The following is an 18892-nucleotide window of genomic DNA, read 5'->3' on the forward strand; positions in this document are numbered from 1 at the left end:
AAGAGTTAAATTATGTTATTACAAGATAAAAACGCAATCATATATGGAGCAGGCGGATCTCTTGGGGGTTCTATAGCCGGCGCACTTGCAACCGCAGGTGCTCACGTATTTCTTACTGGCCACAATATGGATAGTGTAAGAAAAACAGCAAATATGATTGAATCAGCTGGTGGCAAAGTCTCAATCCATCGGGTCGATGCAAGAAATGAGAAATCCGTTAATTACCATATAAACGAAGTAATTCAAACAGTGGGATCTGTTGATATATCTTTCAATGCTATAAGCTGGCACGACACACAAGATATCCCATTAACAGAAATGTCTCTTGATGACTTTCTCCGCCCAATAAATATTGCTATGGAAACACAATTCATAACTGCTACTGCTGCCGGAAGAGTGATGAAACAAAATAAATCGGGAGTAATACTTTCGCTTACAGCAACACCAGGAGGTATAGGTTATGCCAATGTAGGTGGATTTGGTCCAGCCTGTAATGCTGTTGAGGCATTTTCCCGTAACCTGGCTTCAGAATTAGGTCCCTATGGAATTCGTGTCATAAACATCCGTTCAGCCGGATCTCCAGATTCAAGGGTTTTTAAGGAGGCAATAGATGCAGGTGGTGACGAAGTGAAGGCATTTCTTAAAAAAATGGAAAGTGACACCATGCTAAAACAGTTACCGCTTATGGAAGATATAGCCAATACAGCAGTATTTTTAGCATCAGCTATGGCAGGTAAAATAACTGGTGTTACCATTGATGTAACAGCAGGTACTACGAGTGCCCTGAATTATAAAGTGACAAACATTGCATTTCTGAAAAAAGACACTAAATAAAATCTTAATATCAAAAAACGGCTTTTCGCCCCAGGAACCTAACTACAGAACCTATTCCATTATGATAAAGTCCCTCATTGAGTTGAACCTCCACTTCAGCTAATTCAAGAATCTCAAAATCGGCGAAGTCGTCCTTAATCTCTTCAATTGAAAACAACATGGCAGGATCAGTAGGTCCTCCAACGTCCTTGTTTTTCGCGAGATAGTTGAGATGATTCTTACTAAAAGCTTCAAAAATAACGTGGCCGCCCTTTCGCAAATGCCTGCTCAGGATGTGGTGATAGGCTGATTTTATATCAGCAGGGAAATGGGCATAAATCAGTGCGATAGCATCGAAGCTTTCATCAGGATATCCCAGCTCTGGCAAAAACCCGATATGGTAATCAATCTTTACCTGATTTGCATCTGCAAGCAACATTGCTTTTCTTTTCCCCTCAGTGCTGATATCAAAAGCGGAAGCCTTCCAACCCTGACTGGCGGCAAATACCGCGTTACGCCCCTCTCCTTCGGCGGCAAAAAGGATTTCGCCTAGCGGCAATTTTTCCAACTGGGATTTTAAATAATTATTTGGGGTGATACCGTAGGCAAATTCGTCCTGTTTATAACGTTCTTCCCACTTTTGTAACCAGATTTCTTTCATATAACTCAAACTGACGAAATTAAGAGCTGGAATCATATAGGTATGTGCGCATTCTAAAGTCCAGTAAACAAATGTATCTTAATAATTTTCTTTTTCCAGGGAATCAAATAGAAATGACTTTGGTTAGATATAGCAGTTATTATATCCGGTAAGATATGCTTAACACCTGCTAAAAGAGCCGATTTTATAAAAAAATGCTAAATAACTTACCCGGGATATCTCGATATTGAAAACTTCACATGATAAGGTCACAACCGTTTTCCGTAACGAAAAACGGTTGTTTGGTGATGTAGCATAGGAATTTATCGAAGTCGCTTATTTTCCTTTTTTCATTTGATCAAGCGTAGCTTGATACTCATCTTTTTGATCCGCAGATGCTAAATCTACTGCTTTTTGTTGCATAGCGATGGCCTCCTCTTTCTTTTCCATTTTATAAAGCAGGTTAGCATAAGTATCTAAAAACGAAGGCTCTTTTTCCTGAGTTTCTTCCACACTGCGTTTGCTCCATGCCATTGCTGTGGCCAGGCAATTCGGATCTTTGCAGTTGTTAAAAAATGTCCGTGCAAAGCTGTTCAGCACTTCGGCAGTTACTTCAGTACCATATTTTTTTAAGTAAGTCAATACTGCTGGCTGAAACTTATCCCATTTTTTGGTACGCTGATAAAACTGCAGTTTCAGCAAACTGGTAGACTTACTAATATCAACAGTAGGGTATTTTGCCGTTGCCGCTGCGATCAGAGAATCTATATTGACATTCGGTTTTCTGAGTTGGGGATAAATGTTTTCACTAAGAATAACACTGGCCAGGAATTCATTTGCTTTCCCTTTTCCAAGTACAGCATCTACTTTTTTAGGGTCTTTTAACATCAATTCAAAGCCTTTGCTTTTGCTGTTTTTTGCATTTTGACTGATAAACTCCAGATTGGCTTTTGAATACGGATCTTTTTGTGTTGCCAAATAAGCGCTTGCAAATTTGGAGGCATTTCCTTCATCATAGGCGGCTTCTGCGAGTGCTACAAGCTCTTTTAATGTCTCAGGAGATGGGTTTCCGGCACCCTGTTTTTTTAACACCGTATAATACTGCGTTTCAGGATTCAATGCTTTTTGTGCACTTGCGATAAGGTCATCTGCCTCTCCACCACCAACAAACCGGTGTACCGGTTCGCCCTGAGGAGAGAAAATCAGAAAAGTAGGATAAGCCCTTACGTTAAATTCTTTGCGCAACGACTCTACATCAGCATACCAGCTTTTCACTTCTTCACTGTCATCTTTGGTTTTGTCGAACTGTACTTTTACGTTTACAAAGTTTTTGTTAAAGAAATCACCCACCTTTTCCTGGGGAAAAATATTGATGCTCATGTATTTGCAGGGGCCACACCAGGTTGTAAAACAATCCAGAAAAAGATACTTGTTCTCTTTCTTAGCTTTTTCTTTGACCTGCTGCAAACTAAGTCCATGTTCAAAATGGGTTCCTGTATTCTGGGCGGATCCAAGCAAAGGGATAAAAAGGAATAATAAAACTATTTTTTTCATATTGGTATAAATACAAGTTCTAATTATTTTTTTAACCGGATTCCATCTAAACAGAAGTACGGCGGTACCAACATATTTCCTGCGCCATCTTTATAGGATGATGAGATATTGAATACAACTTTGTTGACAACGCCAAGTGCAGTAAGGTCTACTTTGTTCCAGCTTGGTAAAACATAATCCAGGCCTGGGCTCGCATCAGGGCGAACTGCAAGCCAAAAATCGACACTTCCTGTAGCTGTAGCTCCGTTAAATCCTTGAATGGTCAGTTTAACATAACCAGTGCTCAGCTCTTCCAGATTTTGTCCGCCCGGCCCGGGTAGGGTAAACCTTCCATATAGTTGGGTAGAAGGATTCTCGATGTTGATATTTTTAACTTTTGTGTCTGAATAAATAGAGCCATAGCTCTCAAGCAGGTAGTTATAGGTGGTGTTGGCTACCAATGCATGTTCGATTACTGAGGGTTTATCCAATGTAAAGGAAGCATCCTGGTCCTTAACACAAGCAACCAGGAAGTTGTTGGTTTGATTGGGGACAGTGGTGTATACACTGAAAATGCAGGAATCAATCGCCGATTTTATTTTTGCAGGCGTAAGTCCACCAGCAGGCGGAAAATCCGGACTTAAAGTCCAGGGAAATGAGCGCCAGTTTTTATTAGATACCGCAAAACCTGAGAAAGTTCCATCTCCATTGTTTTTTACATTAAAGGTAGCTACTCCAGTTTTATCGTTCCCAGATTTGAAGGGTGCATTTGGAATATTAAACTTAAACCGACCCAGTGCCTGATCTTCAAAAGTAATATCTTCTGGATAAGGGATCAGGATTTTATCGTCCTTGCCACAGGAAAATAGCGCAATGCTGCTGATCGTGAACAGCAATATGATCATATTTTTTTTCATCTAAATATAAATTTGATAAGCAACTTCTATTTTAATTCTGGATTCTGTTCCATTAATGGATTGTTGATAATTTCCGCAGCAGGTATTGGCCTGCACATTTTGTTGATTTGAAGTGCGATTCCATTTTTGATCGTCACGATCCAGGGCTTGCCATTCTTTTGAAAACGTACAGAAGCATAGAATTCGCTGCCATTTTCCAGAAATGTTTCCATAACGATCTCCTTAAAGATCAGATCCATCAGTTCATTCTGACTTTCAGGGTTTAATGCTGTCAGTACCGGAGTGGTTCTTTTTGAACGCATTTCATTTATCGGTGCTATAGATTGCGCTATGGACGCCCCCGTTCTGGCCAGCAATTCTGCTTTCATCAGGTATAATTCTGAATAACGGAAATAATAAGCCGCATATTTTTCATCAGGTGGACTGGCTAGCTTACCTGCATAAGCACCCAATCTGGCAAGTTTTTTAAAGGTATAGCGAAAACTGGCATCCCAGGCTTCAGCAGCTCTTACCGGACCTGTTACCACTGGCCAGCGCGGATCAGAACCAAACCAGTCAAAGCCATATATCAAGCCTGCAGTAGCTACTTTACCTGCTGATAAAGGAAGCGCTGTTCCATAACTTTGAGAAAGAAAATAGCTATATTGCCTGCCACCTTTAGTGGTTCTGGAACCATCATTTTCAAGATACCTTACAAATAAGTTTTCTTTAGAGTCCCAGGCATTTTTATAGACATCTGCCAGATTGGCTTCCATACTAAATGTTGAAGGGTGGTTGGCAAGCACGTCATTTACCAGTACCAATGCAGCCTGCAGATCTGTAGTCGTATTTCTGTAACCACCTCTGTATAATAATACCTTGGCTTTTAAGGCTTTTGCAAATTGTTTGGATACGTAGCGCGGACTGGTAACATCGCCAAGATTGGCAATGGCAAAATCCAGGTCTTCATATATCTTTTGATAGCTTTCGCCTACGCTGATTCTTGATTTTCTGATGTTTTGAAGCGTAACCACTTCATTGCGGTAAAGCAAACCGAATTGATCTGAATCATCTGCCCACCAATGCGTATAATTCCACAATAAGTTGGCATTAATCCAGGCTCTTAAACACCGGCCTTCTGCGATTAGCTGATCTTTATCTGTTTTGCTAATTGCCGCATCAGATAGTTTATTTATGCCAGATATTGCAAAGTTTGCAGCATTTAAACTGCTATAAAAGGAGGCCCATAGGGAGCTTTGGGTATTCTGGTCATAAGACATGGCGTATTCAAGTGGATTGAATTTTACCAAACCAGATTTTGATGCCAATGCGCAGTATAAGCCCCCAGACCAGTCATTATTTTGAAAAGTAGCATACACGCCGCCTAAAGCAGCTTTAGCTGTTGGTAAATCTTTAACTGCATTTTCATCGGTAAGGGAGTGTATAGGTTGTAAATCCAGATAGTTCTTGCATGAAAATGCAGACAAGCTTGCTAATGTCAATAAGGTATAAAGTATCTTTTTCATGTGTAATTATTTAAAAGTGAACTTAACGCCAAGATTATAGATTTTGGCCGAAGGATAATAGCTATTGTCTATTCCCATTCCCGAACCTATAGCACTGTCTGACCAGTTTCCCTGCGGGTCAAATCCTGGATATTTGGTGATGGTAAATAGATTAGTTGTCTGGAAAGTAAGACTGATCCCCTGGATCAATTTATTTCCAAAGACCTTTTCAGGGAGCCTATAGCTAATGTTCAATGCATTTAACCTGATGTAAGATGCATCATGTAAAAAGAAATCTGAAAATGTACCATTTTCTCCATCACCATATGGGGTCATCCTTGGCATGCTTGCTTCATACGGACTCAATAAGGTAGCACTCTGGCCAGCGATGAGGTTACTGTGATTGTAATTGCCTACATAGCCTACATCGTCCATTGGCTGTTTCCATAATCTTTTATTGCCATAAGCATAGGTAAAGGTGGTGTTCACCATAAAGTTTTTATAGAACAAGCTGAGGCCAAAACCACCATATAATTTCGGATCTGCATATCCAAGATTGACTTTGTCATCATCATTGATTTCCCCATCTCCATTTTGATCAATAAAATAAAGGTCGCCCACATTTTCTGTTGTAGAACGATAAAATCGTTTGGAGCCATCGGCTGTTGTTCCCTGCAGTGCGATGATCTCCTCGGGTGTTACAAATAGCCTGTTTGCCGTTTTGAAACCGTACCATTGCCCTGTTCTATCCCCTTCCTTTACGTTCATATAGATTTCGTTATTGCCAGGGAAATTCAGTTCCTTGGTGATGCCATTAATTTTAACAATCCTGTTGATGTTATTGGCCATATTAAAATCGGCAGTTAAAGTGAGGTTGTTTTTCTTGATCACATCTACTTTAAGGTCGAATTCAAAACCATGGTTCTTTAAGGAAGCAACATTTGAAGTGATGCTGGTTAATGATGAACTTGGCGGCAGTGGCAAACTATAAATCAGGTGATCGGTATTTTTTTGATAATAACCAAATGTTCCTCTGATGCGGTCGTTCCACAATCCGTAGTCTACTCCAAAGTCTTTCATCAGGGTCTGTTCCCATTGAAGACCGTAGTTGCCTATTGAACTGGGTGCTATTGCTGGGATTTCGTTATACCTGGAAGAACCAATCCGTGTAATCCAGTCGTAATTCCCTAAATTCTGAGAACCTGCTTTACCGATAGAGGCACGTAATTTAAGATAGCTTACAATTTTATTTAAGGCCGTTTTTTTTACAAAATCTTCTTCAGAAATGAGCCAGGCTACTGCTCCGGAGGGGAATATGCCCCAACGTTTATCCGGACCGAACCTGGAGGAACCGTCACGTCTTATGGTTCCGGAAATGATGTAACGGTTGTTGTATTTGTAATGTGCCCTTGCAAACTGCGAGATGAGTGCGTTTTCTGAAAAAACCTCATTCAATGCACCCACGGTAGCCGCCGAACTAAAATCGTTCAAAATGTCATCATCGGGGAAATTGGTCGCTTTCATTGCATATAGCAAAGTACTGTTCTTTTCCATCGAGTAACCTGCAAGTGCAGTGATGTCATGTTTACCAAAGTTTTTGGCATAGGTTAATGTATTTTCCCAAACGTTGGTTTGTATTTTAGGGTTAGTCCATGATCTGCTGCCAGTCGTATTGTTCGTACTTCCTTTTCTCTTATACTCTAAGTTCTGAGCATTGCTGTAGCTGCTGGTATAAGATGACCTTAACATCAGACCATCCATAATGGTATAATCCAGGTATCCGGTACCATTAAACATCTGACCTTCTCCGTGTTTGGTATTTAATAGGGTTGTGTAGGGATTTTCCGTATAGACATCCTGGGTAAAGAGTGTACCATCTGGGTTATAAGGCGGGATATCCGGGCGAATCTGTTTCAAAACGGTCATCATATAGTCTTTGTCATTGGTCTTTCTTGATGATCCATTTAGGTTGAGCCCGAATTTCAGTGATTTTCTGATCTTAGCTTCCAGGTTAACCCTGCCGCCATACAGGTTACTGTTACCGGTTTTTATAATACCCTGGTTGTTGTTGTTATTGAATGAAACATAGTAAGCGATATTTTCTGTCCCTCCCCTTAATGAGAGGTCATATTGTTGACTGATTGGGTTTTGGGTCATTTCCTTCAGCCAGTTGGTGTTTCCTTCGTAATAAGCCCCGGGAAGTGTTTTAAATACACTTCGGTCAATTTCGCTGGTATTGAGGTTTAGAAATGCCTGTTCATCAAGATATAAACTTGTAAAATAGTCAAATGAGCCCCATCTGTAAGCTTCCTCTCGTGCTGCGGCATCCGCAAAGCGGATATATTCAGGGGCTTCCATATATTTATAGCCGTTAAAGTCCTGACGCATATATCCAATGCGGCTAGATAACTCAATTGTTGGCTTTTGACCGTTAATTCCTTTTTTGGTAGTTACCAATACGACTCCATTTGCGGCTCTGGAACCATATAATGCTGTTGCCGATGCATCTTTTAAAATGTCAATACTTTCTACATCATTCAGGTTCAGGTTATACAGCGAGTTCATGATGTTACCTGATAAGGAATTGGAAATTTTACCGTCAGTTTGAACGGTTGTTGAGGAGTAATCAGGAACGCCGTCAATCACCCATAAAGGCTGGTTGTTTCCCGACAACGATGAGGCGCCACGGACTACTACACTGATCGGAGCAGTGGGCGATGCCGATTGAATGACTACATTTACGCCTGATGCCTTTCCCTGAAGCAGACTCTGGATAGTAGAGCCCATCGGCGCGTTTTTAACCTCTTTTTCTCCAAGTCTGGATACCGCTCCGGTTACGTCTTTTGCTTTGGCAACGCCATAGGCCATCACGACCATTTCTTCCAGATCGGCAACTTCCGGTACCAATGATATGGTGATGAAGCTCTTGCCGTTTGTACGTTCTTCTTTGGTTTTATAACCAATGTAAGAGTATACCAATATGGCATTTTCCTTAACGTTTTTAAGGGTAAATTCGCCGTTAGAACCGGTAGCAGTGTGGTTGCCTGAACCTTTTTCTGAGACGTTGACACCGGGAAGCGGTTGTCCTTTTTCGTTCATTACGCGACCGCTAATGTCTGTTGCATTGATATATTCCGAGACACGATCCAATAGTGTTTTTGGCTTGTCTTTGATAACCACTGTCATTTCTTCGAGGGAATAGGTTAGTGGCTGGTTAGCGAAACATATGATCAGCGCTTGTTCCAGACTTACGTCTTTTACTTGAATGTTGACAGGTTTTGCAGATTTCAGCGATTTTGCATTTACGATAAAGTCATATCCGCTTTGTTTTCTGATCTCTGTTACAATCTTCTCAAGTGAAGCATTCTTTTCATTTAATGTAATCTTTTGTGCAAAACCAGCTGCGCTAACCTGTAAAAGGAAGGTGGTCATTATGATGATGGTTAACTTCACAATACGCAGTATTTGTCTAGGTCTGTTAGTCAGGGACACAGACCTAATTAAATGGTAAAATTTCATACATTTGTTAGGGTTTTGGGTTGTTGATTTTGTTGTTTCCGCAATAATATTCTAATGTATCCCAGAATTTTCCAGGTACCGGCTCGAACCCGGTTCCTGGCTTTTTTGAGTTACAGTTAAGATAGATTTAAGTCATAACTGTAGCCTCCTTTCTCCTTTTTATAGTTTTTGGTTTTTGTTGATTCATGTGGTTTCATTTCCCCAATAAAGGGGTGGTTATTAATATGTCGGCTCAGGAATGGCCAGGTATTAGAAAAAAATGAGAATATTGAAGAAATGTTAAAAAAGCAGGAAGATGATGAATTTACTGAGCTTTAATTTCAGTATTTTAATAGAATTGTTAATCTGTTTTTTAACGGTATGCTCTGAAATGTTAAATTTTTCGGCAATCTGTTTCTGAGATAAGTAGCCTTTTCTACTAGATTCAAATATTTGCCTCATTTTAGTTGGTAATAGATTGATTTCTTTTTCTAATAATGTGGCAAGCTCTTTTTCCCTAATGTAATTGTCGGTAATATACTCTCCCTGATCAATGAATTTCTGTAAAGAGTCAACATATCCAGATTTAACTTTTTTGTGCGCAAGGACGTCGAATATTTTGTATCGTACCGCAGAATAAAGATAGGAGGAAACTGTTTTTTTTATTTCCAGCTGTTCTTTTGTAAGTAGTGAGATAAATACTTCCTGCACAATGTCTTCAGCATCGTCTTCGTCATCTGTTAATTTTAAGGCGTAAACATATAACAAGCCACCGTAGCGCTTATAAAGCTCCTTAAACGAATCCTGGTCCCCAGATTTGAGCAAGTTAAGCAATTCGTTATCTAAAAGCGTGTTGTAAGCCGGCATTATTCTGTTCTAATTGCGAAAGTAATGATTAATTTATCATAGTTTAGTTGAGGATAATAATCTTTTTACCTTCTATTTTGAAATGAAGATCTCCCGCACTTTCCAGAATTTTTAATACACTGGAAATGTTTTTTGACCTTGAAACCATACCTACAAAAGATAAGCTTAAAGGTTTCCCCTGGAAACTGACATCTACATCGTACCATCTAGAAAGTTTACGGCTAATACTTTCCAAAGATTCGTCTTTAAAGAAAAACAGGTTGTTTTTCCAGGCCATTATACTTTCAATATCTGCTTTCACTATTTTTGGTAGTCGGTTATTGCCCACAATTGAGGTTTGTCCGGGCTTTAGAATTACCCCTTCAGTTTGAGGGTTATTCATTTGATTTTTAGTCTGTACACTTACAGATCCTTCCAGCAATGTGGTGTTGATCGTAGTCTCATCGTCATAGCTATTGATGTTGAAGTGGGTCCCAAGGACTTTTACTTCCTGCATTTTAGTTTTAACTATAAAAGGAATCTGATTTTTATATACTTCAAAATATCCTTCGCCCGATAGCTCGACTTCCCGCTCATTACCATTAAAGTGGATTGGGTATTTTAGCGAAGACTGTGAGTTTAGCCAAACTTTAGTGCCATCAGGGAGATTAATTTGATATTGTCCACCTCTGGGCGTAGAAATGGTGTTGATCAATGATGGTCCATTAGTTTCATTGATCAGCGTACTTTCCTTTGTGCTATAAATAATTTGTCCATCTTTTGTTTTTGAGATGGTAATGCCTGCTTGTTTGGCCAGATTTCCATTGGCTGCATCTGTTAACGATATTATAGACCCATCTGAGAGTGTTAGTATTGCCTTATTACCACCTGGAACAAAATCTTTACCGGTTTTAACTAAGAGGTCGTTAATTGTTGGGTGGCCAGATTTTCTGTTTACAAGAAGAAATAGTCCGGCGGCTACGGTGATGAAGATTATGGCGGCTGATGCATATCGATAAAGGGTCTTTTTTAGGGGTGCTTTTTTTTTAGCAAAAGCTTCCTTTGATATTTTGATCCAAATTTTTTCATATGCTGGTTCAATCTGACTTGACTGAAGTTGAATTTTTTTAATCTCCAATTCATTTAGATGCCAGCTCTCTACTATTGCCTTTTCTTCTTCTGTGCAATCACCCTGGAGGTACTTTTCTAATAGCTCTTTTGCAATATATTTGTTCATAGTTCCTACCCATATAATATTAGGTATACTTATATGTCGGTTCATGAAGGCCCAGGTATTAGAAACTCCATACGTTTTTTTGTTACTAGAGGCAATCCGGGCACTTCTCGAACCATTTACTACCTGACTTATATTTAAATAAGTGATTTAATTAAATAGGCTTAGATAATGAAATTTGCACATACTATTTCATTGTAATGATTTCACTTAAAATCTTTCCGTCCCAAATATATTTTTTCTGACTTTTTATTTCTTTATATTTTGGAGCATCCAGATTTTCGCTGCTATTTTCGGCCTCAATAATGTTTTTGTAGATCATTGATGGATCACCTTTGTGTTCGGACGGGAACAAGATATTCTCCTGATGATAAAAAACGCCAGCATCAGACACAGACATTTTTTCGGGAAAATGAATGAGGTTGGTCCCATTCCAGCCAAAGTAATAATACTGACTTGCAATGCCACATGCTTCGCCTAGAAAACCTAAACGGTGAATATTTTTGATATTTTGTAAGCCCATTCCGGGCAATATTTTGGTCTCTATTCCCGACTGACCATTTATATTAGCATAGAAAATCTCTTTTGTAATGAACACTTGTTCTTTATCGAAAATTTTCAATTCCGATTCATAATATGAGGAAGAATATGCTGTAGCAGGTCTGAATTTCTTAAAACCGCAAATAAACAATTCCCCTTCATTATTCTTAGAACCATTGAGGGCTAAAAGTCCTAACCAAACAAATCCTTTTTTCTGTTGATTATCTTGCATATAATTAACCTCATGCCATGGGGCATAGAAACCTCTAATGGTATTACCACGATATGCCGCGCTTTTAATGATAACTTGATTTCCTTGTGTTAAAGAATCAATTACTCGTGCCTCAAGATTTGGGTAGTCACGGATATAGGCTAGATCTGCAAAAATATAAGCGGTATCCGCTTTCTGGAAATTCCATAAATTATATTCATCATCTAAGGCGTAAGCTGCAGGTTTTTCCTGTGCTTTAGCAAATATGGATAATACACAAAACAGTAGTAAAAATGCTGATTTCATATCGCCAAATCTAAAATTTATAATTTGCTATTGAAATAAGACATATTCAAAAAAAAACTTCTGTTGAAGAAATTATTTTAGGCATAGTGCGTGTCGTAACTGGTGAAAAAATCTTCTCGAATCATTTCTGATCTGATTTAGGTTTAATGCCTGTCACCAGAATAAACATAAATATGGCTTAAATCGAATTTAGCAGCTGATAAAACGAAAAAAGCCGTTCTTCTTATCGAAAAACGGCTTTTTGATTTGTGGACCCAACTGGGTGCTTCTCGAACCATTTCTTGTCTGATTTAGGTTTAATCAATGATTTGGTCAAGTATGTCATAACAAATATTATCTGATTTGATAAACTACTTTATGTGCCTCCCACAATGCAGGTACCTCTAGTTTACGAACCAACTTATCTAACACTCCTGCTGGCACTACATCATCTCTGTTTTTATTCTGATTATGCAAACTATAATAAGGCACCTCAATATACACGATGTTAATTTTTGCTTTATAAGTTAAAAACAGATCAATCAGCTGCATACGCATCTGACTGGTTGTGTTAGTTGCATTCCATACAAAAGATTGTTGCTTTCTCAAGAAAACTCTCGCACGTTCTTTTGCCTCCTGTATCACACGTCCGTTACCTACCTTATCTGTTGGCGCTATCCCTTTTTCATTACGAATACCATCCAATGAAATGATCGGCCAATCATTGTAATGCGCTTTAATATAGCTATCCTTTCCTGCACCCGGCAAACCACACATCAGAATAACTTCCGCAACCGGTGTTTCAAACGGGATATAATCCAGATAAGTATCCGCATTTTGCATATAGTACATTTGCGCCTGATCTGACTCAAACCGTCGCGCGTTACCCCAACATTGATTTTCTTTACAGTACTCTTCAAAACAAGCGATACGATACAACATCTCTTCCTGATCGTTGCAAATACGTCCTAACATATCAGCCTTTGCCAGTAAGCATAGCAATTCCAAATTAACTTCCATACTTGCTTTTACTAAAGATTTTAAAGGATCAGGTTTTTCAAATAACCAGATAGGCAAGCCATGATACCTGACTAAACCTACAATTTGTTCGCGAATAGCAAAAGGTGCCGGTTCATTAAAGTACAACAGCTGCCTGGCAAACTGCGCTCCTTTGCGCGCATGCCCGTTCGAAGTAATGCTTCCATCAGTTTCATGAACCGTAGTGCTGTATTTCTCTACATCGTGCAACAAAGCCGCAGCCCACAAAATCTCCTGGTTCTGTGCAGATAGCTGCTGAAAATCTGATTGGTTTTCCAAAGCTTTCAATACCATTTGCGTATGTATTGCCACGTCACCTTCTGCATGATAACCGGAGTCTTGTGGAACCCCTTTCATGCGCTTCACCCATTCAAACCGGTTTTCAAGATCTGTCCATTGTTTATTTTCACTAATAGTCCACATAACTACCTCCTTCATTTCTTAATGACGCACGTTTCCAGTTTTTTGTCCAATGTTCATTTGTTTTAACATGCCCTTTACGTACATATTTAAATACATTTTGTGCAAAATTTTCAACGGCATGCCCGTAGATATTTCTGGTAACAATACCCTCCATAGTGGTTTTTGATCTGTGCTGAACATCGTAAGGATCAAACGCACCCGAACCATTAACCAATGTTAACATTTCCTCTTCAAACTGCTTTTGATTTTCCGGCTTCTGTTCTATTTTAATAACAGGAACTGTAGGCAAATCGAGTAGATTAGCATAAAACTCAGTTTCCTCCCAGCTTAACCAACGATCATACTCTCGAATTCCAAACACGTAAAAATGATGTTCTAAATTACGATATTCTATAGAGTGGATTGCGTACAAGTTTTCCATAAAGAACTCCAGATCACCAAGATCATATTTAACGAGTTGCCAAAACCGTCTTAGACTCTCCGTCCAGGGCGATGTAGTTGGAGCTGCATGTGAGCGGGCAAACACACCATGTTTAGACAAACAGTTATTCTCTCCATCTAGCTTTTCGGTATGTATTAGCGTTGGTATTTGTTGTAAGTATTTCCAATAATCGTACTGAATCCTATCGTCGCTTGTTGTTCCCGGCGAAAACGGATAATGAAAAGTACGACCATATTTTTGTGAAATAGCCATATTGTAATAAGTAAAATTAAAAAAATAGTAATTACTCCCTCCCCGGTTGGGAAAGGTCATTTAACATTGTATGCGAAATGATATTACATGACTCAAGACTTAACAGTTTGTATTTACAAATGTAAAAAAATTGATCCATCAATCCTAGATAGAGACTGATTTAGACACAAAAAGCCGTTCTTCTTATCGAAAAACGGCTTTTTGATTTGTGGACCCAACTGGGTGCTTCTCGAACCATTTCTTGTCTGATTTAGGTTTAATCAGCGATTTGGCTAAAAAAATTGAAACTAATTAAAGGTGATTATAGAACTGAATGATTAAGTTATCTGACTCTTCCTTTAACAGTTTTCATTACGCTATACTCGCAAAATCCATTTTCAACATATTCTATTTTATATTCTGATAGAAGTTGAGTAAGTATTTGTCTGGTAGAATTTTCATCTAGATCAAGTTTTTCTCCAAGCTCTATTTCGTTACAACCTCCATTACTTTCTTTGAGAGCCTTAAAATATTTATCTTTATTTCTCATAAATTGATTGTTTTTTTACCGCTATCATCATATGTGGGCTAAAAGGTAAAAGATTGCTGTCGTTTTCAGTAATCTGAATAAGTTCCATTAAGGTCTTTCTCCTTTTCATATCTAAAATATTCAAAAAATAGTCTTTATCCAACCATGCCATCCCTTCAATAGCATAGGTATTTATATATGTCAAGTCCTGTTTAACAAATTCATCTTTTAACTCATTCGGTTTATGATAATAGGCTTCAGCTAGAAGCCAGGGGAAATCATTTGGAGGATTATGAATACCTGTGGTGAGCTCTTCTTTGCACATATTAAAAAAAGTATTTTTATGAATTAGTCCTTGTAAAAGCCCAACTAGAGTTGATGCAGTATAATTTATAGAAAACCCTAAAATAATACCACCTCTTTTTACAACTCGTTTGGCTTCACGAATTGCTTTTTCTCTGTCTTCTTTTTTTTGAAGATGATAAAGCGGCCCGTGTAGAATTATGATATCAGCAAAATTATCCGGGAAATCTAAATTTCTGGCTTCTCCTAAATAAACAAAATATTTGTTTTTTAATTTACTAGCTCTATCCTTAGCTATTTGAATATGTTTAAGGACAGGCTCAATTAAGTATACCTCATGACCTTTTTTTGCAAGCCATTCTGAATATTTACCTGTACCTCCACCAACATCAATTATTGTAGAGGATGTGGATGGAACATATTTTTCTACGAGCGATTTAATTCTTTCAAATTCAAACACCCCCATACCTTTGTTCAGTCTAGTTTCTTCGGATGCTTTATTATAAAAGAGTTCTATATCTCTACTTATTAACTGTTTACTATTCATCTTGAATATTTTTAAACTTTATCAAATTGCAAGAGATATTAATCATTTTGCAATGTGATAAAGTAATTGATTTGATAATCAATCTCTTTTTTTATTAAAAATTGTTGGGTAAAAAAATGATGCGCATACTATCCATTACATTTAGAATCAGGCGGTTCCAATGCATTAGGTCTTCAACTTAAGGAGGATATCCTTACGAAGGATTGAATAATATGTCAGATATAGTATAACAGATCACAAAGGTAGAAATTAATGTTATTTTTTGACACCCTATCTGGTAACATTCAAATTATTTTCTCAATAGTCTAAAGGATACGTTAAGGTTTTTCGTAAAACCAAAGAAATTTTACTGACAAAATCAATGTTTAAAACGAAAAAAGCCGTTCTTCTTTATGAAAAACGGCTTTTTAAGCAGTGGGCCCAGCTGGGCTCGAACCAGCGACCAAAAGATTATGAGTCTTCTACTCTAACCAACTGAGCTATAGGCCCCCATTGTTTCTGCCTTAGCAGGGCGCAATATTAAGGCTTTTTCCTGATATCACAAAATTTCTTTGCCATATATTTCTTAAGCTTTTTGTTTCCTATTGATATCCTGCAAGTTGAATTTCAACGTTTATTTTCTACGCTGCTTCTCTTTTATAATCAATCCAAGCTCACGACTGGTTTGTCCTGCAATTGATGTATTCTCTTGTGCCCTTCTAAACAAATAAGGCATCACTGCTTTAATAGGTCCATAAGGCACATACTTAGTTACATTATAACCTGCGTCAGATAAATTGAAACTCAAATTATCACTCATCCCCAATAGCTGCGCAAAATAAACATGCGGATGATTATGAGGTATCTTATACTCATCCAGCAATTGAGCCAACACACGACAGCTATTTTCATTATGCGTACCACATACAAAAGCGATATCATCAATATGTTCCATACAATAGTGTAAGGAAGCATCATAATCACGATCAGAAGCCGCCTTATCGGGCTGTATTGGAGAAGGGTACCCCATCTCTTCAGCTCTTTTGCGTTCCTTTTCCATATATGCACCGCGAACCATCTTTACGCCTAAAATAAAGCCAGAAGCTTTTGCGATCAGGTGATCTGCCTTCATATCAGCCAATTTATCATGACGGTACATCTGATAAGTATTGTAAACAATAATGCTTTTCTGATTAAACAAACGCATCATATCAATCGCCAGTTCGTCAATCGTATCCTGAATCCAGGTTTCTTCCGCATCCACCATGATCGGCACATTTTTCTCAAAAGCAGCCCTACATATTTTCTCGCAACGCTGTTTCACTTTTTCAAATTCAGCTATTTCAGCTGCATTCAATTGTTGTTTAGCATCCAGTTTTTCCAGCAAACCAAAGCGACCGATACCGGTAACTTTAAAGACTGTAATCGGAATACGCTTGTCGCCCGCAGCACGCTCAATAGTCCTGATAATCTCCTCACAGGTAAAATCAAATACAGATTCCTCGTCCTCACCCTCAACAGAGTAGTCCAGAATAGTACCTACATTACCCGACGCCAGCTGTTCAATAGTATGTTCGCACTCTACAATCGTTTCACCACCACAAAAATGTTTAAATATTGTCGCCTTAATCGCTCCCTTTATTGGTAAACCAATATTCAGAAAAAAATTAGTGATTGGTGGACCAACTTTAGTTAGAAAGTTGCTGCTGATGATTTTAAACAGCCAGTATGCAGCGTTTAATTCTCCATTTGATTTGTTACGGAAAGCAATTTCGGTATTATCAAAATTTAATGCTTTCTTGGGGGATAGTTCCATTTATGAATATCAGTTAGTCATTTTGCATGCAAAAGTATAAATTCCGAGGCTATTGGTGGTAAAACACTTTATAATTAATTGTAAGTTTGCGTTGCGATGATAAAATTCAAATTAGAAGGCGAATTTATTCCCCTTATTCAACTGCTAAAAGCAACAGCACTGGTTCAAAGCGGTGGAGAAGCACAAACCGTTGTAGAAGACGGCCTGGTAAAATACAACGGAAAAGTTGATTACCGTAAAAGACTAAAAGTTCGTGCAGGCGATGTAATTGATTTTATGGGACAAAAAATAACAGTAATTTAATGAACAAATTAGACAGCGCTGGCCATACCATACATTTTGAAACTCAGCTGAGCCCACTTACCGAGGTATTTGAATCTGGAAAATACAGTAAAATATTTGTTTTTGCTGACAGCAACACTTCGGAAGTTTGTTTACCGCTGTTCCGGGAAATGCTGGATGACTTTAATGGTTTTGATCTTATAGAAACCGACCCAGGTGAGGAAAACAAAAACATTGATTTTTGTATAGGCATCTGGAAAACATTGCTGGATTTCGGGGCCGACCGAAAATGCTTAATGATTAATCTTGGTGGTGGTGTAATTACCGACATGGGTGGATTTGTAGCCAGTACTTATAAAAGAGGAATAGATTTTATCAATATCCCCACCACACTATTGTCACAGGTTGATGCCTCTGTAGGTGGAAAAACCGGCATTGATGTAGATAATGTTAAAAACATGGTGGGTACATTCACCCTACCTCAAGCTGTTTTTATAGAAACTGCATTTTTAAAATCGTTACCAGACAGAGAATTACTATCGGGTTTTGCTGAAATGATTAAACATGGTTTAATTGTAGACCGCAATTATTATAATGAACTTAAAAACAGTAATTATCTTCAAATTGAGCCACAAGCAATTTACCGCTCAGTAGAGATAAAGAATGACGTTGTAACCGAAGACCCTCATGAAAAGGGTTTAAGAAAAATCTTAAACTTCGGTCATACCATCGGCCATGCTGTAGAAACGTATGCACTCATTAACGACAAAAATCCCTTAACACATGGTGAAGCTATTGCTATTGGCATGATATGCGAAGCGTTCCTGTCGCAGAAGAATAATACCCTAAGCGAAGAGGATTTAAATGACGTTACTACTTATATCAGTAAACTCTACCCTTCTTATCATATAAAAGAAGAAAGTTTTTCACAATTAATGGAATTCATGCAAAGCGACAAGAAAAATGAAAATGGGCAAATCATGTTTTCATTGTTAAGTAGCATTGGCAAATGCGATTATAACTGTAGAGTATCTGAGAGCGACATTTTAGAAAGTTTTGCATACTTTAACCGGATCAGCGCAAAATAGAAATAGCTAAAGTTTTGAATGCCATGCGCCAACACTTTTGCAACAAAAAAATATTTTTTTTAATTAGCTATTGACAAATTAAATTTTGTTAGTACATTTGGAAAAATAAAATAAGAAAAGACTTGTTTGCAAGTCGGATCAAAAATAAAAAGGAATAGAAAAAACGATGAGACCTGCATAGCATGCAAGCCTCATCACAAATGAAAAGCAATA

At 38.2% G+C, this 18892-nt stretch carries 16 protein-coding genes and 1 tRNA gene; 3 read left to right on the plus strand and 14 right to left on the minus strand.

Translation table 11 applies throughout. The annotated features are described in order from the left end of the window. Positions 1 to 12 precede the first annotated feature (12 nt). Positions 13 to 834 (plus strand): SDR family NAD(P)-dependent oxidoreductase, encoded by an 822-nt coding sequence (locus R2Q84_RS05040; protein ID WP_316815437.1) that lies wholly within the window; start codon positions 13 to 15, stop codon positions 832 to 834. Between the two features lie 10 nt (positions 835 to 844). Here the strand turns inward: R2Q84_RS05040 and R2Q84_RS05045 are convergent, their stop codons facing one another. The 14 genes from R2Q84_RS05045 to R2Q84_RS05110 all read right to left on the minus strand — a co-directional run bounded on the left by R2Q84_RS05045 (position 845) and on the right by R2Q84_RS05110 (position 17309). Next, positions 845 to 1510: a class I SAM-dependent methyltransferase gene (locus R2Q84_RS05045; protein ID WP_316815438.1), complete on the minus strand. Its 666-nt coding sequence runs from the start codon at positions 1508 to 1510 to the stop codon at positions 845 to 847. A 279-nt stretch (positions 1511 to 1789) separates the two neighbouring features. Beyond that, on the minus strand, positions 1790 to 3007 hold the full coding sequence (locus R2Q84_RS05050; protein ID WP_316815439.1) for a thioredoxin family protein: 1218 nt from the start codon (positions 3005 to 3007) through the stop codon (positions 1790 to 1792). Between the two features lie 23 nt (positions 3008 to 3030). Continuing rightward, positions 3031 to 3903 carry a DUF4465 domain-containing protein gene (locus R2Q84_RS05055; protein WP_316815440.1) on the minus strand — a complete coding sequence of 291 codons (873 nt, stop codon included), beginning with the start codon at positions 3901 to 3903 and terminating at the stop codon, positions 3031 to 3033. Positions 3904 to 3929: 26 nt separating this feature from the next. Then, positions 3930 to 5408 (minus strand): RagB/SusD family nutrient uptake outer membrane protein, encoded by a 1479-nt coding sequence (locus R2Q84_RS05060; protein ID WP_316815441.1) that lies wholly within the window; start codon positions 5406 to 5408, stop codon positions 3930 to 3932. A gap of 6 nt (positions 5409 to 5414) precedes the next feature. After that, the gene (locus R2Q84_RS05065; protein WP_316815442.1) at positions 5415 to 8840 is read right to left on the minus strand and encodes a SusC/RagA family TonB-linked outer membrane protein; all 3426 of its coding nucleotides are present in this window, start codon (positions 8838 to 8840) and stop codon (positions 5415 to 5417) included. Between the two features lie 345 nt (positions 8841 to 9185). Continuing rightward, positions 9186 to 9752 carry an RNA polymerase sigma-70 factor gene (locus tag R2Q84_RS05070; protein ID WP_316815443.1) on the minus strand — a complete coding sequence of 189 codons (567 nt, stop codon included), beginning with the start codon at positions 9750 to 9752 and terminating at the stop codon, positions 9186 to 9188. Between the two features lie 43 nt (positions 9753 to 9795). Beyond that, positions 9796 to 10968: a FecR family protein gene (locus tag R2Q84_RS05075; protein ID WP_316815444.1), complete on the minus strand. Its 1173-nt coding sequence runs from the start codon at positions 10966 to 10968 to the stop codon at positions 9796 to 9798. 184 nt (positions 10969 to 11152) lie between these two features. Next, positions 11153 to 12022: a hypothetical protein gene (locus R2Q84_RS05080; RefSeq protein ID WP_316815445.1), complete on the minus strand. Its 870-nt coding sequence runs from the start codon at positions 12020 to 12022 to the stop codon at positions 11153 to 11155. Between the two features lie 333 nt (positions 12023 to 12355). Next, positions 12356 to 13477, minus strand: coding sequence for an AAA family ATPase (locus R2Q84_RS05085; protein ID WP_316815446.1), 1122 nt, complete (start codon positions 13475 to 13477; stop codon positions 12356 to 12358). After that, the gene (locus tag R2Q84_RS05090) at positions 13449 to 14156 is read right to left on the minus strand and encodes an RNA ligase family protein (RefSeq protein ID WP_316815447.1); all 708 of its coding nucleotides are present in this window, start codon (positions 14154 to 14156) and stop codon (positions 13449 to 13451) included. Before R2Q84_RS05090 ends, R2Q84_RS05085 begins: the two co-directional genes overlap by 29 nt. Before the next feature lie 322 nt (positions 14157 to 14478). Beyond that, positions 14479 to 14685, minus strand: a complete 207-nt coding sequence (locus R2Q84_RS05095) for a hypothetical protein (protein WP_316815448.1) — start codon at positions 14683 to 14685, stop codon at positions 14479 to 14481. Next, positions 14675 to 15514 (minus strand): class I SAM-dependent methyltransferase, encoded by an 840-nt coding sequence (locus R2Q84_RS05100; protein WP_316815449.1) that lies wholly within the window; start codon positions 15512 to 15514, stop codon positions 14675 to 14677. Before R2Q84_RS05100 ends, R2Q84_RS05095 begins: the two co-directional genes overlap by 11 nt. Before the next feature lie 415 nt (positions 15515 to 15929). Continuing rightward, a tRNA-Ile gene (locus R2Q84_RS05105) sits at positions 15930 to 16003 on the minus strand. 124 nt (positions 16004 to 16127) lie between these two features. Then, a complete protein-coding gene (locus R2Q84_RS05110; protein WP_316815450.1) occupies positions 16128 to 17309 on the minus strand; it encodes a proline dehydrogenase family protein in 1182 nt (393 codons plus the stop codon). Between the two features lie 96 nt (positions 17310 to 17405). Here R2Q84_RS05110 and R2Q84_RS05115 point away from each other — a divergent pair, with 96 nt between their 5' ends. Both R2Q84_RS05115 and aroB read left to right on the plus strand, forming a co-directional pair. Next, entirely contained in the window at positions 17406 to 17612 is a 207-nt protein-coding gene (locus R2Q84_RS05115; RefSeq protein WP_316815451.1) for an RNA-binding S4 domain-containing protein, read from the plus strand. Then, positions 17612 to 18679 carry a 3-dehydroquinate synthase gene (gene aroB, locus R2Q84_RS05120; protein WP_316815452.1) on the plus strand — a complete coding sequence of 356 codons (1068 nt, stop codon included), beginning with the start codon at positions 17612 to 17614 and terminating at the stop codon, positions 18677 to 18679. The genes R2Q84_RS05115 and aroB overlap by 1 nt, the downstream gene beginning before the upstream one ends. Positions 18680 to 18892: the final 213 nt, after the last annotated feature.

The organism is Pedobacter nyackensis, assembly GCF_032678475.1.
Taxonomy (GTDB): domain Bacteria; phylum Bacteroidota; class Bacteroidia; order Sphingobacteriales; family Sphingobacteriaceae; genus Pedobacter; species Pedobacter nyackensis_A.

Bases quoted from the DNA above. Each gene is read 5' to 3' on its own strand.
- R2Q84_RS05045 (WP_316815438.1), bottom strand. From the start codon at position 1,510: ATGATTCCAGCTCTTAATTTCGTCAGTTTGAGTTATATGAAAGAAATC.
- aroB (WP_316815452.1), top strand. From the start codon at position 17,612: ATGAACAAATTAGACAGCGCTGGCCATACCATACATTTTGAAACTCAG.
- R2Q84_RS05060 (WP_316815441.1), bottom strand. From the start codon at position 5,408: ATGAAAAAGATACTTTATACCTTATTGACATTAGCAAGCTTGTCTGCA.
- R2Q84_RS05055 (WP_316815440.1), bottom strand. From the start codon at position 3,903: ATGAAAAAAAATATGATCATATTGCTGTTCACGATCAGCAGCATTGCG.
- R2Q84_RS05070 (WP_316815443.1), bottom strand. From the start codon at position 9,752: ATGCCGGCTTACAACACGCTTTTAGATAACGAATTGCTTAACTTGCTC.
- R2Q84_RS05040 (WP_316815437.1), top strand. From the start codon at position 13: ATGTTATTACAAGATAAAAACGCAATCATATATGGAGCAGGCGGATCT.
- R2Q84_RS05100 (WP_316815449.1), bottom strand. From the start codon at position 15,514: ATGAATAGTAAACAGTTAATAAGTAGAGATATAGAACTCTTTTATAAT.
- R2Q84_RS05090 (WP_316815447.1), bottom strand. From the start codon at position 14,156: ATGGCTATTTCACAAAAATATGGTCGTACTTTTCATTATCCGTTTTCG.
- R2Q84_RS05095 (WP_316815448.1), bottom strand. From the start codon at position 14,685: ATGAGAAATAAAGATAAATATTTTAAGGCTCTCAAAGAAAGTAATGGA.
- R2Q84_RS05075 (WP_316815444.1), bottom strand. From the start codon at position 10,968: ATGAACAAATATATTGCAAAAGAGCTATTAGAAAAGTACCTCCAGGGT.
- R2Q84_RS05115 (WP_316815451.1), top strand. From the start codon at position 17,406: ATGATAAAATTCAAATTAGAAGGCGAATTTATTCCCCTTATTCAACTG.
- R2Q84_RS05085 (WP_316815446.1), bottom strand. From the start codon at position 13,477: ATGAAGGAGGTAGTTATGTGGACTATTAGTGAAAATAAACAATGGACA.
- R2Q84_RS05110 (WP_316815450.1), bottom strand. From the start codon at position 17,309: ATGGAACTATCCCCCAAGAAAGCATTAAATTTTGATAATACCGAAATT.
- R2Q84_RS05080 (WP_316815445.1), bottom strand. From the start codon at position 12,022: ATGAAATCAGCATTTTTACTACTGTTTTGTGTATTATCCATATTTGCT.
- R2Q84_RS05050 (WP_316815439.1), bottom strand. From the start codon at position 3,007: ATGAAAAAAATAGTTTTATTATTCCTTTTTATCCCTTTGCTTGGATCC.